The organism is Anaerococcus groningensis, assembly GCF_046365465.1.
Lineage (GTDB): Bacteria > Bacillota > Clostridia > Tissierellales > Peptoniphilaceae > Anaerococcus > Anaerococcus groningensis.
This window is the reverse complement of sequence record NZ_JBGMEG010000014.1, coordinates 169,224-185,546: the sequence shown is the minus strand read 5'-3', so window position 1 is coordinate 185,546 and position 16,323 is coordinate 169,224. Positions and strand designations below refer to the sequence as shown.

Annotated in this window: 11 protein-coding genes; 7 read left to right on the top strand and 4 right to left on the bottom strand. The window is 30.3% G+C overall.

Going from position 1 to position 16,323, the window contains the following annotated elements:
* The first annotated feature begins 4 nt into the window (after window positions 1-4).
* From ftsY to AB9Q04_RS07830, 7 genes are all read left to right on the top strand, one after another.
* The gene (gene ftsY / locus AB9Q04_RS07860; RefSeq protein ID WP_410024790.1) at window positions 5-1,372 is read left to right on the top strand and encodes a signal recognition particle-docking protein FtsY; all 1,368 of its coding nucleotides are present in this window, start codon (window positions 5-7) and stop codon (window positions 1,370-1,372) included.
* Between the two features lie 137 nt (window positions 1,373-1,509).
* Entirely contained in the window at window positions 1,510-2,367 is an 858-nt protein-coding gene (rpsB, locus tag AB9Q04_RS07855) for a 30S ribosomal protein S2 (protein ID WP_410024789.1), read from the top strand.
* Window positions 2,368-2,377: 10 nt separating this feature from the next.
* Window positions 2,378-3,046, top strand: a complete 669-nt coding sequence (gene tsf, locus AB9Q04_RS07850) for a translation elongation factor Ts (RefSeq protein ID WP_410024788.1) — start codon at window positions 2,378-2,380, stop codon at window positions 3,044-3,046.
* A 78-nt stretch (window positions 3,047-3,124) separates the two neighbouring features.
* Window positions 3,125-4,864: an ABC transporter ATP-binding protein gene (locus AB9Q04_RS07845; protein WP_410024787.1), complete on the top strand. Its 1,740-nt coding sequence runs from the start codon at window positions 3,125-3,127 to the stop codon at window positions 4,862-4,864.
* Window positions 4,857-6,605 (top strand): ABC transporter ATP-binding protein, encoded by a 1,749-nt coding sequence (locus AB9Q04_RS07840; protein WP_410024786.1) that lies wholly within the window; start codon window positions 4,857-4,859, stop codon window positions 6,603-6,605. Before AB9Q04_RS07845 ends, AB9Q04_RS07840 begins: the two co-directional genes overlap by 8 nt.
* Before the next feature lie 118 nt (window positions 6,606-6,723).
* Complete coding sequence (gene rny / locus AB9Q04_RS07835) at window positions 6,724-8,265, top strand: ribonuclease Y (RefSeq protein ID WP_410024785.1); 1,542 nt, start codon at window positions 6,724-6,726, stop codon at window positions 8,263-8,265.
* A gap of 453 nt (window positions 8,266-8,718) precedes the next feature.
* Complete coding sequence (locus AB9Q04_RS07830; protein ID WP_410024784.1) at window positions 8,719-9,705, top strand: tyrosine recombinase XerC; 987 nt, start codon at window positions 8,719-8,721, stop codon at window positions 9,703-9,705.
* 12 nt (window positions 9,706-9,717) lie between these two features.
* On the opposite strand, the gene AB9Q04_RS07825 is transcribed toward AB9Q04_RS07830, so the two are convergent.
* From AB9Q04_RS07825 to mutS, 4 genes are read right to left on the bottom strand one after another with little or no spacing between them, the layout of a single operon-like run.
* Window positions 9,718-10,995, bottom strand: a complete 1,278-nt coding sequence (locus tag AB9Q04_RS07825; RefSeq protein WP_410024783.1) for a methionine gamma-lyase family protein — start codon at window positions 10,993-10,995, stop codon at window positions 9,718-9,720.
* Window positions 10,985-11,932: a tRNA (adenosine(37)-N6)-dimethylallyltransferase MiaA gene (gene miaA, locus AB9Q04_RS07820; RefSeq protein WP_410024782.1), complete on the bottom strand. Its 948-nt coding sequence runs from the start codon at window positions 11,930-11,932 to the stop codon at window positions 10,985-10,987. Before miaA ends, AB9Q04_RS07825 begins: the two co-directional genes overlap by 11 nt.
* Window positions 11,922-13,712, bottom strand: a complete 1,791-nt coding sequence (mutL, locus tag AB9Q04_RS07815) for a DNA mismatch repair endonuclease MutL (protein ID WP_410024781.1) — start codon at window positions 13,710-13,712, stop codon at window positions 11,922-11,924. The genes miaA and mutL overlap by 11 nt, the downstream gene beginning before the upstream one ends.
* A complete protein-coding gene (gene mutS, locus AB9Q04_RS07810) occupies window positions 13,712-16,321 on the bottom strand; it encodes a DNA mismatch repair protein MutS (RefSeq protein ID WP_410024780.1) in 2,610 nt (869 codons plus the stop codon). The genes mutL and mutS overlap by 1 nt, the downstream gene beginning before the upstream one ends.
* Between the last annotated feature and the right edge of the window lie 2 nt (window positions 16,322-16,323).

Below are 16,323 nucleotides of genomic sequence, written 5' to 3'. Positions count from 1 at the left end.
AAAGATGTTTGACTTTTTTAGAAAAAAGAAAAAAGATGAGGATGTAAAAGAAGAGTATCTAGATAGTGATTATGAGGATAATTATGATGAGGATGACGACTTTTACGAAGATGAAGATTATAATGAATCAAATATTGAAGATAATAGTTATCAACCTACAGATGAAAGAATAGTCTTTGAATCATCAACTTATAGGCCTAGTGATTCTTTTACAGAAGATGGGAAAGTAGAGGATGAATCTACTTTTGAAGATAGACCTATATCTAATGAACCAGTCTACTTTGATGAAAATATTGAAGAATCTTATGATAAAAACTTAAGCTACGATTATGAAGAAAATAATTATGATGATAAGCTAGCCTACGATTACGAGAATGAACCTTATGACGATTATGAATTAGGCGAAGACTACCAAGATTATCCAGAAGATGAAGTTAAAGAAGAATCTCATGGGAAATTAGGATTTTTTGACAGGATAAAAGAAGGTCTAGTAAAAACACGTGATCAATTCTCCTCACAAATCAAAAATTTATTTACTGCAAATGTTAAAATTGATGATGATCTGTATGAAGAGATTGAAGAAATTCTTATCTCATCTGATATAGGGATGGATTCTACTTTAGACATCGTAGATAGTTTACGTGATGAGATTAAAAAACAAAGTATAAAAGAATCTGACCAAATATACCCATTACTTAAAGATATTATGGTTGAGAAACTAGATGAGAATAACCTGGATAATAATTTAAATATAGTGCCAAACGAGCTAGCAATTATTCTTGTTATAGGTGTAAATGGAGTAGGTAAGACAACTACTATAGGAAAACTTGCTCATAGTTTACAAAAAGATGGCAAGTCAGTAATGCTTGCAGCCGCAGATACTTTTAGGGCAGCAGCAATAGAACAATTGGGAGAATGGGCAGATAAATCAAATGTAGAAATGATATCACATAGTGAGGGAGCTGATCCATCAGCAGTTATATTTGATGCTATAAAATCTGCGAAAAGTAAAAATGTAGATGTGCTTATATGTGATACTGCAGGACGCTTACACAATAAGAAAAATCTAATGAAAGAGTTGGAAAAAATCAATAAAACAATTGATACTCATGCAGGTAGTGCAACACGTGAAAATATACTAGTGCTAGATGCAACCACAGGTCAAAATGCAGTAAACCAACTTAGAGAATTTAAAAATGTTACTGATATTTCTGGACTTATTCTTACAAAATTAGATGGTACTGCTAAGGGAGGGATTATATTCCCATTACAAGTAGAGCTAGATGTACCAGTAAAATATATTGGTCTTGGAGAAGGTATAGATAATCTAGAAAAATTTGATTCAGAATCTTTTGTAGAAGCTATGTTTTAGTATTGATATTTCCTATAATCTATAGTAAAATATTACAGTACTACAAAAATATACACACACTCGGATGAGTATCTCGTTGCCACTTGTGGTTAGATAATCAAAAGAAGAGTGTGGAGGAAGAAAACGGAGGAATATATATGGCAGTAGTTTCAATGAAAAAATTACTAGAAGCTGGTGTACACTTTGGACACCAAACTAGAAGATGGAATCCTAAAATGGCTAAATACATCTTCACAGAAAGAAATGGCATCTACATTATCGATTTACAAAAAACAGCAACACAAATCGAAGATGCTTACGCAATGATTAGAGATATTGTAGCAGATGGCGGAGATGTTTTATTTGTAGGAACTAAAAAACAAGCTCAAGATGCTATCGAACAAGAGGCTAAAAGATCTGGTCAATACTACGTATCCAACAGATGGTTAGGTGGTATGCTAACAAACTTTGACACAATCAGAAAAAGCATTGACAAACTAAAAAGATATGAACAAATGGAAGAAGATGGAACATTCGACCTTCTACCTAAAAAAGAAGTACTTCAATACCAAAAAGAAATGGATAGACTTGAAAAAAATCTTGGTGGTATAAAAGATATGGAAAAACTTCCAGATGTATTATTCGTTGTAGACCCAGGTGAAGAATCAATTGCAGTTCACGAAGCTCGTATCCTAGGTATACCAGTTGTAGCAATAGTTGATACAAACTGTGATCCAGATGAAGTTGATTTAGCAATTCCTGGAAACGATGATGCTATTCGTGCGGTAAAACTTATGACATCTATTATTGCAGATGCTGTAGTTGAAGCAAATCAAGGAAGTGAATTTGATCCATCAGCTGAAGAATTTTTCGAACAAGCAGATGAAGAAGATACTTCACTAGAAAATGATGAAGCAATAGAAGATGATACAGAATCTTCTCTATCAGATGAAGAAATAGAAAATGCAGCAGAAGAAATTGAAAAAGCTGCATATGACGAAACAGAAGAAAATTAAGGAGAAAACAATGGCAGTAAGTGCAAGTTTAGTAAAAGAATTAAGAGAAATGACAGGCGCTGGAATGATGGACTGCAAAAAAGCCTTAGAAGAATCTAATGGCGATATCGATGCAGCTGTAAAACTTTTAAAAGAAAAAGGACAAGCTACATTAGATAAAAAAGCAGGACGTGTTGCAGCTGAAGGTGTTATTGGTTCATACATTCATAACAACAAAATCGGTGTTATCGTAGAAATCAACACAGAAACAGACTTTTCTGCAAACACTGATACAGTTCAAGATTTTGCTAGAGATATTGCAATGCACATAGCTGCAGCAAATCCTTTATATATTTCAGAAGATGATGCTGATGAAAAAGATGTTGCTGAACAAAAAGAAATATTAGTTAACCAAGCAATTAATGAAGCTTCAGACAATATGCCAGAAGATAAGAAAAAAATGATTGCTGAGAAAAAAGTAGAAGGAAGACTTAAAAAATATTTCTCAGAAGTTTGTCTATTAGACCAAGCTTACATTAAAAATCCTGACCAAACAGTTGAGCAATATCTAAGAGATACAGCTAGCAAAGTTGGCGAAAACATTAAAATTAGAAGATTTGCTAGATTTGAAGTTGGCGAAGGAATCGAGAAAAAAGAAGAAGATTTCGCTGCAGAAGTAGCATCTCAAATGGATGTTTAATCAGATATAAATTTTGTCACCTATATTATATAGGTGACTTTTTTTCTAAGCAATTTTATTACAAAACATGGAGTATATATGTTTAAAAATTTTAAGTGGTTTATAAGATATGCCAAAAAAAATTATATATTAGGGTCTATTTCCCTAATTGTAAGTGATGTCATATCTTTATTTTTACCATACATTACTGGCCAATTAATAGACATGGTTTATAATAATACTTTAACTATAAATAACTTCAAAAAGATGATTATAATTGCAATTATTTTAGTTATTTTAAAATATGTTACAGCTATGGCCTGGTCTTATAATATTTTTAAAGCTTCTTCGATGATGGAATACTTATCACGTGATAAGCTAATGAATAAGTTTTTAAAACAATCACAAAGGTTTTATGAAAATAATCCAACTGGATCATTGATGAGCAAGTCTACTCAGGATGTTAGCCAAGTAGCACAATTTGCTGGATTTGGAGTGCTAGCTTTTTTTGATGCGGTTTTATTTCCTGTATTTATCATATTAATGATGATAATAACAATTGACTTTAAAATGACAATTTATGCTATAATTCCATATATAATTCTAGCATTTGGCTATTATAAGCTAATGGATAAGATATATAATAGGTCCAAACTTGTAAATAAATCTTTTGATGATCTTACAGATAGGGTTCTAGAAGATGTTGAAGGAATAAGGATAATTAGAGTTTATAATATAGGTAAACTTAGGGCTGAAAGATTTAAGCAAAAAACTAGGGAACTTGCTGATAGATATATTAGTCTTGTAAAAATCCAAGCCTTAATTGAACCCTTTGAAATATTTATTACTTCTATTTCCTATGCTATTGCAGTAGGCTACGGAGCTTTTTTAGTTTCAAGAGGTAACCTATCAGTTGGGAAAATAGTTTCATTTACTTATTACTTGGGCATGCTTATATGGCCAATGTTTGCTTTAGGTGAATTTTTAAACCTTAGCCAGCAAGCATCCGCTGCTATGGATAGAATAGTTGAGATTCTAAATTATAAAGAAGAAATAAATGATACCTCTAGTCTTAAAAATCTAAGTGATGATAATCCGACCATAGAATTTAAAAATCATTTCTATAAGTATCCATCCAGTAAAAATAACATCTTAGAAGATATAAATTTATCTATCGAAAATGGAACTTCTCTTGGTATAGTTGGTAAAACTGCTAGTGGTAAAACTACTCTTATAAGACAATTATTAGATATATACAAGGTTGACAAAAGTTCAATAATAATCGGCGATAGTAGCTTTGATGAAATCTCTGCTAAGTCCTTTAAAGAGAATATAGGATATGTTCCTCAAAGGCACATGATATTTTCTGATACCTTAGAAAATAATATCAAGTTTTCAAAACCAGAAGCAGGTGATGGTGAGATAAAGAGGGCTATTGAAATTGCAGATTTTAGTAAAGATATTGGAGAATTTAAGGATGGCCTTCAAACTCTTACAGGTGAGAAGGGTGTATCTTTGTCTGGTGGACAAAAACAAAGACTATCTATTGCAAGAGCTGTATTAAAAGATCCACAAATACTTATACTGGATGATGCTATGAGTGCAGTTGATGCTAATACTGAGCAAAATATTATAAAAAACTTAACTGCGAGTAGAAAAGGAAAAACTACTATTATAATTGCCCATAGGATTAGCCAAGTCCAAAATTGCGATAAGATAATTGTAATGAAAGATGGTAAAATAACTGATGTTGGTAATCACGAGGACTTAATAAGCTATGATTCTTGGTATAAAAACCAATATGAAAACCAGATAAGTGGAGGTGAAATGAATGGCTAAGCAAGATAAATATGTAAAAGACTTATTAAAACAATACGCCAAAACTGAAAAACCTTCCTTTATAAAAGGATTTGTTTTATCCCTTATTAGAACTGGTTTAGAGCTAGTCACACCTCTAATTTTAGGATATGTTATAAACAATCTAATAAGAAAAGATATGTCTTCCGATGAATTTAAGCTTATAGTTTTTTATCTATTACTATATGTCGCAGTTAGTACTTTGGCAGGATTTATTGCAAATAGGACAACAGTATCGTTTGAAAAAGCTTCTAGTAATATAGCTTTTAAAATGCAAAATGATGTTTATAAAAAAGTAAATTCTTTTCCTATTTCATATTTTGACAATCTTCCTGCAGGAAAGATTTCTTCTAGAATAACCAATGACACAAATAAGATGAAAGTTATGTTTAGATTAATCTTTACTGACATAGCTACAGCAAGTATCCTAGTAGTAGGACTTATAATAACTCTTTTTGTAACTAACCCCATAGCAGGATTAATGTTACTGCCTTTGGCTCCAGTGGTTTATCTAATATACAGGTCTTTTACTAATTACACTAGGACCTATACTAGTGAGATCAGAAAGAATACTTCTGAAATAAATGCTCAAATAAATGAATACATCCAAAATATGGAAATTATCCAAGTTTATAATAAAGAGGATTATATTAAAGAAAAGTTTAATGAAACAAATGATAATATTTATTCTATGGCTAAAAAATTAGCGAAAGTAAGATCTTATTCTGGTTTTAGGGCCATGGATATAGTAACTTATTTAGCTTCTATTATAGTATTAATTTATTTTGGTCTTGGTCAACTTACTGATTATTATACAGTTAGCATAGGAAGTTTATATGTAATTTTTGAATATACTAATAGATTATTTACTGAAATAAGATTTATTATAATGAGGCTAGGTGAGGTAGAAGAAGCTATGGCATCGGCTAGCCACATAGCTGAGCTACTAAAATTAGAATCACAAGAAGTACTAACTGAAAAGATAGAAAATATCGATCAAGATGTAATATTTAATGATGTTAGATTTTCATATATAGATGGTGAAGAAGTTATAAAAGGAATCTCATTTGATGTAGAAAAGGGTCAGTCTATAGCTTTTGTCGGTCAAACAGGATCAGGAAAGTCAACCCTAATAAATTTACTATTAAACTTTTATTCCCCAGATAGCGGACAAATAACTATAGGAGGGGTAGATACTTCAAAAGTTGATAGAGAAAACTTAAGAAAGGATATGGCCGTAGTCTTACAAGATGCCTTTTTATTTAAGGCAGATATTGCACAAAATATAACACTTGGAATGGAGTATAAAGATACACAAATAAAAGAAGCCTTATTAGCTGTAGGAGGAGAAAGATTAGTTAAAAAAGGTATCCATTCAAAAGTGTTAGAAAATGGATCAAATCTTTCTCAAGGTGAAAAACAACTCATATCATTTGCTAGAGCTTATATCAGAAACCCTAAGATATTAATTTTAGATGAGGCAACATCAAATATAGATACAGAAACGGAAACTATAATCCAAGATGGTATAGATAGGTTAAAGAAAAATAGGACTACCTTTATAATAGCCCACAGGTTATCTACTATAAAGGATGTCGATAAAATAATTGTTTTATCATATGGTAAGATTGTAGAAATGGGCAAGCATGACGATTTAATGTTAAATAACGGTTATTATAAACAGATGTATGAGAAGCAAATAAAAGAAAACAAAAGTCTTTAGTAAATCTAAGGACTTTTTTATTGTATATTTTTAATAAATCTTATTCGTATAATTATCAATTTATGGTATAATTATAAAGGAAACTAATTTCCAAGAATTTAATAGGAGGTGATATTAAATGGATAACCCAGTTTTTATAATCATTACTGTCGCCTTCGTATTGTTAGCTTTTATTTTAGACTTCGTTTATCAAAAAAAATCTAGTGAAAAAAAGATAGGTGCAGCTGATGAACTCAGTCGCCAAATCATTGAAGATGCCAATAAGCAAGCAGAAATTTTACGACGTGAAACTCTTGTTGAGGCCAAAGATGAAATATCTAAATTGCAAATAGAAAATGATAAGAAGTTAAGCAAAAGAAGCGATGAACTTGATAAAAGGGAATCTCGCTTACTTAAAAAAGAAGAAAGTCTTGACAATAGAGCTTTATTGATTGACAAAAAAGCTGATCAAATCTCTAGTGATCAGAAGAGGTTAAAACAAAAAGAAGACAGCATTGATAAACTGATTGAAGAACAACAGTTGAAATTGCAAAATATTGCAGGCCTAACAAATAGTGAAGCTAAAGAAATAATTCTTAATGACGTTAGAAAAGATACTATCCATGAATCAGCAAAACTAATAAAGGAAGCTGAAGAAAGAGTAAAAACTGAAAGCAAGAAAATAGCAACAGAAATCCTTGCAACAACTATCCAGCGTTATGCTGCTGACCAAGTTGCAGAAAATACTGTATCAGTAGTTACCCTACCAAATGATGAAATGAAAGGCCGTATAATAGGTCGAGAAGGTAGAAATATAAGAGCCTTCGAACAACTTTCAGGAGTAGATTTAATAATAGATGATACTCCAGAAGCAGTTGTATTATCATCCTTTGAGCCAGTTCGACGTGAAATAGCAAAAGTAGCTTTAGAAAGATTAATTCAAGATGGACGTATAAACCCATCTAGAATAGAAGAAACTTTACAAAAAGCTGATGATGAAGTTGAACAAAGAATCATGGAAGACGGCGAGCAAGCAGTAGAAGCTGCAGGAGTTAGAAACCTCCATCCACAACTGGTAAGACTTGTTGGTAAAATGAAATTTAGAACAAGCTATGGACAAAATATCATGAAACACTCAGTAGAAGTAGCTCAGCTTGCGGGAATGCTAGCTGAAGAAATTGGTGCTGATGCGCAAACTGCACGTAGAGGTGGATTACTGCATGATGTTGGTAAAGCTATAGACCAGGAAATGGAAGGAACTCACGTGGATCTAGGTGTAGAATATGCAACTAGATATGGAGAAAATAAATACGTTATAAACGCTATTCAATCTCATCACGGAGAAGTTGAACCAAATTGTGTTGAATCAATATTGGTACAAACAGCTGATGCAATATCAGCAGCTAGACCAGGTGCCCGTCGAGAAAGTTTAGAAAATTATATCAAACGATTAGAAAATCTAGAAGCTATAGCAAATTCTTACGAGGGAATAGAAAAATCATTTGCTCTACAAGCTGGTAGAGAACTTAGAATAATGGTTAAACCAGAAAAAGTATCAGATGATGAAATGATCGTAATTGCTAGAGAAATTGCAAATCGTGTAGAAGAAGAGCTAGAGTATCCTGGAGAAATAAAAGTAAACGTCTTAAGAGAATCAAATGCAATAGAATATGCAAGATAATTTATTAGAAATAGTAATGAAATCAAACTAAACTGCCAGATTTTATAATTGGCAGTTTTTTTAATTTTCATTTTTATTTTGAGTAGATTGTGTAAAAATATATGAGAATTTTAATGACTAAAATATTAGCTCAATAATTAATATTGAAAAATGAAAATGTTTAACCTTTGAACTATACAGACTATGACTTTAATAAAAAGTAAGTAAAGGATCCTTCTTAACTTTCTAGCATTAACTTTTATATAAGGATAAAAACTAGGCTTTCGTTAGATTTTATTACATTTTAATAAAATATAGATAAATATATGCAAAAGGGAGGAGATTAAGTAACATAAATTATTGCACAAAATAATAATTTTGTGCAATAATTGTATAAATTTTAAATAGAGGTACAATTTTATTATAAACGCATATAAAAACTAATTTATACACTTATTAAAGGAATTTTATATTATGACAGAACAAAAACCTATCATTCTAGCAGATTATTTAAATTATTTAAAATCTATACGCGGACTCTCTACTACTACTATTAAAGAATACTCCTATGATCTTGAAGTATTCTTCGAATATCAGATTATAAGAAAAATTTATTATGGTGATCAGAAAACTTTTAAAGATGAATTCAATCCTAAGGATATTAATAAGATTATAACACCAAACTTTCTAGAAAACCTTAAAATTACTGATTTTTACTCATACCTATCTTATTTAGATAATGAAAAAAATGATAATCCAACTACTAGATCTAGAAAAATATCTGCTATAAAGTCTTTTTATAATTATTTATATCAGGAAATTGAAGTAATTGATAATAATATAACAGTTAAGTTAAAAAACCCTAAAATTAGCAAAAGGCAACCTGTCTACCTCACCTTAGAAGAAACCGAAAGACTACTAAATGTAATAAATACAGAAAGAAATGACTTTCTTAGAGCACGTGATATGGCTATAGTCTTTACCTTTTTAACTACAGGTATGAGGTTATCTGAACTTGTAAGTATCAATGTTTCTGACATTGAAAATGATCATTTTACAATAGTTGGTAAAGGAAATAAAGAACGCACCATTTATTTAACGGAGAATGCCTTAAAAGTCATCCACCATTATCTTAGAATAAGAAAAGATTACCTAGATGAGTTATATATTGATGCCCTGTTTATATCTACTAGGAAGAACAGAATTTCAAATAGAGCTGTCCAATCAACTATAGAAAAATATTTAAGAAAAGCAGGTTTTGATACTAGTATCTACTCAACTCATAAGTTACGCCATACAGCTGCTACACTTATGTATAAGTATGGGAATGTAGATATTAGAGCTTTAAAGGATATCTTAGGCCATACCAATATTTCTACTACTCAAATCTATACTCACCTTGAAGATGAGGATTTGAAAAATGCTATCAATAAGAACCCACTTTCTAATTTAGAGATATAAAAACTAGGGTACCTATATGTATCCTAGTTTTTTAAAATTGCTTAAAACGCATTTTAGAGCGTGCTTTCCATGGTAATAATTCAATCCACCTTGTAAATACGCCACATATGGTTCACGGAGTGGTCCATCTGCTGATAGTTCAGAAGTAGCCCCTTCAACAAATCCTCCAGCTGCCATTATAACTGGGTCTTCATATCCTGGCATAGGAAATGGCTCTGGTACTAAATTAGAATCAACTGATGCTACTTCTTGGATAGATTTGCAAAAGGTAATTACCTTATCTGGATCCTTAAATATAATTGATTGCACTATATCACTTCGTGGATCATCAACTTTTGGTATTACATCATAGCCAAGCTTATCAAAGACTTTTCCAAATAATAAACCTACTTTTATAGCTTCTTTTACAATATGAGGAGCAAAGTATAAACCTTGTAATACTTGTCTTGTTGTGCCAAAACTTAAACCTTCATCCTTACCAATGCCAGGAGCAGTCAATGTATTAGCACAGTATTCTATTAAATCAGCCTTTCCACAAATATAGCCACCAGTAATAGCTATGCCACCGCCTAGATTTTTAATTAAAGATCCTGCTACTATATCAGCTCCAACTTCAATAGGTTCTTTATCTTCTGTAAACTCACCATAGCAATTATCCACAAAAACTATTGTATCTGGATTAGCTCTTTTAATCTCACTTACAGCTTTTCCTATCTCGCTAATTGTAAAAGCACGGCGTTGGGTGTAGCCTGTCGATCTTTGGATCAGAGCAAGCTTGGTGTCTTTATCTATTACATTAGAAATATTACCATAGTCTATTTGATTGTTACTATCTAAAGGCAGCTTATCATAGCTAATTCCCTTTGATAGTAAGTTTCCTTTTTTATTACCAGCAATTCCTATTACTTGCTGCATGGTATCATAAGGATCATCAGTGATTGCAACCATTTTATCCCCGTGGTTTAATAATGCAAACAAAACTAATGATAGAGCATGAGTGCCTGCAACAATACTTGGTCTTACTAAGGCATCTTCGGACTTAAAAATATCTGCAAAAATTTCTTCAACTTTTTCTCGTCCTGTGTCTGCATATCCATATCCTGTAGCAGATATAAAATCTTGGGTATTTAATTTATATTTATTAAAGGCTTTTAATACCTTTAACTGGTTAAATTCAGAAATTTCTTCTAATTTATTAAAATCATCACACAAATCATTTTCGGCCTCTTTTATCAGCTGATCAAAGCTTGGATCAATATTATAGTGTTGATATATATCGTTAAAATTCATAAGTATCCTTTATAAGGCTAATAATTATATCAGCCGCATCATTTTTATTTAAATTATCCATTATTATTTCGTGAGTGAAATCATAAGCTAAATATCGTTTCATCCATGTTACTTGGCGTTTGGCATAGTGTCTGGTATTTTTTTGAATCAAATCTATTAATTCATCTATATCAATTTCTTCATCTATAAATGGAAATAGTTCTTTATAACCAATTGCTGCCATGGATTGAGAATTAGAATTAAGATTATAGTTTCTTACCACTTCTACAAATTCTTCTATAAGTCCTTGATCTATCATTTCTATCACGCGATTGTTAATTTTTTGATAAATACCAGTCCTATCTTTATAATTTAAAAAGAATAAAATCGGGTTAATATTATCATTTAGTTTTTTTTCACCACTTCTAACCTTAGATGGTAATTCACCAGTTGAGTCATAAATTTCAAGGGCTCTAATTATTCTATTAGCTTCATTAGGATGATATTTTTTAGCAGTTAATGGATCAATTGTTAGTAATTTATCATATAAAAAATCATTCCCTTTTTCTTCAGTGATTTTTTGTAGGTTTTCTCTAAATTCTGGATTTTGCTCAACTTTTCCATAATTCATATCAAATAAAATCGAATCTATATAAAAACCAGTTCCTCCAGCAACTACAGCTACTTTTCCCCTACTGTTTATCTCGCTTATAAGTTTAGAAGTATTATTGGAAAAATCTTCTACACTAAAATTTTGATCTGGGTTAACTACATCTATCATATGGTGGCAAATCCCATGATTATTTTTTATTTTGTTGGTACCAATATCCATATGGCGGTAAACTTGCTGACTATCAGCAGATATTATTTCACCATTAAAAGCATTTGCAACTTCTATTGCAATGTCGCTTTTACCACTTGCAGTAGGTCCAGTGATTATAATTACATTATCTGTCAAAATATTTCTCCAGAATTTCTTCTTCAACTTCTAAAATAACCGTTTTTCCATCATAGGTTTTATAAGGGTTATCTAAATCAAATAAATCTGATATAAGTTTTTCAGCAGTATCTTTATTAATTTTACGACCCTTTCTAAAAGAATTTTTTTTAACTCTTTTATAGAGATTTTTATAAAATAATTCATTTTTACTTGCTATATCCATATCTATCAAATCTAAAATAAGTTTTTCATTTATTTCGTTTTCAAATATAGTAGGAATGGACCTCACTATAATTTGATTTTCTCCAAAATCCTCTACATCAAAACCAAGACTAGTTATAAAATCTTTTTTATCTTCATATATATTTTTTTCTTCTGCTCTAAGCTTTATTATCAAGGGATTAAGAAGTACTTGAGAAGAAATCTTAGAACTATCAAGTTCATTAATATATTCTGAAAATTTAATTGCTTGGTCAGCTCTCCTATGATCCATTAGATAAAGCTTGCCACTATCAGCTTTGAATAAGGAATATTTATCAAACACACTAGTTAGATATAAAAATGACTTCTTTTTTATAAAAGAATCAGATTTATAATTATGATTCTTAACTTCAGTAATATCTTGCTTTACTTTTTTAATTGGAGATGAAGTTTCTATTTTTTTACCTAAGTCAAAAAAGCTATTGTCTTCATAATTTGATTTTTCTTCTCTGACAATATTAAAACCACTATAAGTATCTAAAAGGCTTTTATAGTTTGATAGGTCAGGTATACTCTTTTCTTTATTTTCTTTAACTTTTATAGTATTAGCTTCTAACTTTTTATTTAAAACTTTGTAGATGGAACTTTCTATTAAATCGATTAAGTCATCCTCATAAGAAAATTTGATAGTTCTTTTGTTTGGATGAACATTTACATCTAAATTTTTTGGATTAGTTTTTAAAAATATAAAAAAGGCTGGAAATCTACCCTGCGGTATAAATGACTTGTATTCTTTTTCTATGGCTTTGGTAATTATGCTACTATCTATAAGTCTATTGTTTACATATATATATTGAAGGCTCCTACTACCCCTATAGTAATTTGAAGTTGATATAAAACCTTCTATGCTATATAAGTCATTGTTATTCGATATAGATATCAAATTATCCTTTAAACTTTCATCAAGTAGATTTGGTATTTTTATATCTAAAGGATCATTGGCATTTGTCTTAAACTCCACCCTGCCATCTTTTATATATTTTATAGAAATATTCTTATATCCTATAGCTAGAGAATACATTAACTTTGAAATAGAATTAGATTCAGCTATATCTGATTTCAGGAACTTCTTTCTAACTGGAACATTATTAAATAAATCCATTACTTCTATACTAGTACCATTATTGGTAGCTATAGGCGATTCATTTATCTTAGAATTTTTAAACTCTATTTTTTTACCTACATTATCATTTGCTGTTTTAGAAATTGCAATAACATGGCCTACAGTAGTAATGCTTGCCAGGGCTTCTCCTCTAAATCCTAGAGAGTATATATCATATAGGTCAGAGAAATCTTTTATTTTAGATGTAGCATGTTTTTCGAATGCCAAAGGCATCTGCTCATTGGTTATTCCTACTCCATCATCAGTTACTCTGATGTAGGTCTTGCCACCCTTTCTTATTTCGACAACAATGTTTTTTGAACCTGCATCTATAGAATTTTCTACCAATTCTTTGACAACAGAAACAGGGGATTCTATTACTTCCCCTGCTGCGATTTGTTCAATTGTTCTATCATCTAGCTTTATAATTGGCATTATAATTTATTTATCCTCTCAACTAAGTCATTTAGCTTAGTTATTGCTTCTATAGGTGTTAGTTCGTTGATGTTTATATCGGTAGTTAAAGTTTTAATATCATCTATTTTATCATTATTTATTTGATCTAAAGTTTCTTTTAAATCTGTACTTTTATCTAGGTTAAATATCTCATCCCCATCAATTTTTTCCATAAATTTTTGAGCATTTTTTATTACTTCATCTGGCAGGCCAGATAGCTTTGCTACTTCTATACCATAGCTACGATTTGATTTGCCTCTTTTAATTTTTCTTAGAAAAACTAGATTGTCATCATCATTTAATATTTCAATCTTTAGGTTGACTACATTGTTTAATTCATTTTCTAAAATAGTTAACTCATGAAAATGGGTTGCAAAAACTGTTTTAAATTTTTTTACTTTAGAAATATATTCTACAAGAGCCATGGCAATACTCAAACCATCATCTGATGACGTTCCTCTACCAACCTCATCCAAGATAACAAATGAATTTGCAGTAGCATTTTTTAAAATATTTGAAACTTCATTCATTTCAAGCATGAAGGTTGATTCACCCTTGGAAATATTATCGCTTGCTCCAATTCTAGTAAATACCTTATCACATATTCCTATTTCAGCAAAACTTGCAGGAACAAAAGATCCCATTTGTGCAAGAATTATAATAATTGCCATTTGTCTCATGTAAGTTGATTTACCAGCCATATTAGGACCTGTAATTATTTGGATTATATTATCTTTTTGCCCAATTTCTGTATCATTGGCTATAAATTCATTTTCTTTAAGATTTTTTTCAATGACTGGATGACGCCCACCTTTAATAATTATTTCATTATTATTATTAAGTTTTGGCCTCACATAGTCATTATTTGCTGCAACTCTAGCAAGAGTATTTAGGCCATCAATATTTGCAATCATCTTTGCAAGGGATTGAATCATTAGAGTTTGGTTTAATATTTCATCTCGTACTTCATTAAATATTTGATATTCTAAATCATTTACCTTATCTTTACCTCCAATAATTAGGTTAGACAGGGTTTCTAAGGTTTCTGTTGTATATCTTTCCTGATTTTTTAAAGTTTGTTTTCTTATATAAGTATCTGGCACCTTATCTAAGTTACTCTTAGTTATTTCAATTGAATAACCATTATTTTTATTAAATACTATCTTATAGTTTTTAATTCCGGTTTTTTCTCTTTCTTGACTTTCGTATTCTGCTAATTTGCCAAGTGCATTTTCCGATTCATTTTTTAAATCATCCAAGTATTTATTAAAACCAATTTTAATTATTCCACCTTCAGTTATTGATATAGGTGGATCATCCACAATAGCTTCTTCTAATATTTTATAAAGGCTATTTACTTCTGGTAAATTTAGACCCAGATTTTTTATATTTTGATCTTTGCTTTTTTCTAAATATTTTTTTAAATCTGGTATGTTTTTAAGAGAGTTTTTAAGAGATATAAGGTCCCTAGCATTGGCTCTTTTGTAGGAAATTTTTCCTACTAATCTTTCTAAGTCATAAATATCGTTTAAAAAGTTAGATATATTTTGAGAATCTATAGGGTTGGTATTAAAATATTCTACTATATCAAGTCTTCTATTAATTTTATCTAAATCTACTAGAGGCCTTTCTAACCATTCATTTATTATTCTAGACCCCATAACTGTGTCTGCTTGGTCGAGAATTTTTAGTACTGTGTCATCCTTGGTGTTGTTATTTAAGTTTCTATGAAGCTCTAGATTGTTTCTTGTATTTGCTTCTAGTTCTAAGTAATTTGATATTTCTAGAACTTCTATATTATTAATGTGTTTTAAATTCTCATCATAGAACTTATATATATAGTCCAGGAGGTTTGCTAGTGAAACTATAGATAATCTTTTATCCTCTATCTTTAAAAGATTATCATTTCCTAGATATTCAATTATTGTATCTGCTCTTTTTTCATATCTAGCATCATCGTTTATATAATTTATAAATATATTAGAATTTTGATTTAGATATTTTGCTAAACTTTTAAGTTTGTAGTTTTCGTTTATAATTATCTCAGAAGGGTTGATTTTTTCTATCTGATCTATGGCCTGTTTGGCAATAAAATCATCTGATCCTTTTAGTTCTATGGTAAATATAGCTCCTGTTGATATATCACAATAGGATAAGGAGAGACCAAAATTATTTTGAAAGATAGATAATAAATAATTATTTTCTCGGTTATCTAGTGATTCCATATCAGTAATAGTACCTGGGGTTATAACACGAGTAATAGCACGTTTTACAAGACCTTTAGCTTGTTTAGGATCTTCTATTTGATCACATAAAGCAACCTTGTAGCCTTTTTTTACAAGCTTATTGACATAATTGTCTATAACATGGTGAGGTACACCACACATTGGAGCTTTTTTATCATGACCGCACTCTTTACCAGTTAAGGTAAGACCTAAGGCCTTGCTGGTTATAATTGCATCATCAAAAAAAGTTTCGTAAAAATCACCTACCCTATAAAGTAACAGGGCATCTTTAAAATTATTTTTGACATCAACATAATGTTTTAACATTGGTGTTAATTTTTCATATGTAAAATTATCTTTCATTC

Bases quoted from the DNA above. Each gene is read 5' to 3' on its own strand.
- ftsY (WP_410024790.1), top strand. From the start codon at position 5: ATGTTTGACTTTTTTAGAAAAAAGAAAAAAGATGAGGATGTAAAAGAA.
- rpsB (WP_410024789.1), top strand. From the start codon at position 1,510: ATGGCAGTAGTTTCAATGAAAAAATTACTAGAAGCTGGTGTACACTTT.
- tsf (WP_410024788.1), top strand. From the start codon at position 2,378: ATGGCAGTAAGTGCAAGTTTAGTAAAAGAATTAAGAGAAATGACAGGC.
- AB9Q04_RS07845 (WP_410024787.1), top strand. From the start codon at position 3,125: ATGTTTAAAAATTTTAAGTGGTTTATAAGATATGCCAAAAAAAATTAT.
- AB9Q04_RS07840 (WP_410024786.1), top strand. From the start codon at position 4,857: ATGGCTAAGCAAGATAAATATGTAAAAGACTTATTAAAACAATACGCC.
- rny (WP_410024785.1), top strand. From the start codon at position 6,724: ATGGATAACCCAGTTTTTATAATCATTACTGTCGCCTTCGTATTGTTA.
- AB9Q04_RS07830 (WP_410024784.1), top strand. From the start codon at position 8,719: ATGACAGAACAAAAACCTATCATTCTAGCAGATTATTTAAATTATTTA.
- AB9Q04_RS07825 (WP_410024783.1), bottom strand. From the start codon at position 10,995: ATGAATTTTAACGATATATATCAACACTATAATATTGATCCAAGCTTT.
- mutL (WP_410024781.1), bottom strand. From the start codon at position 13,712: ATGCCAATTATAAAGCTAGATGATAGAACAATTGAACAAATCGCAGCA.
- mutS (WP_410024780.1), bottom strand. From the start codon at position 16,321: ATGAAAGATAATTTTACATATGAAAAATTAACACCAATGTTAAAACAT.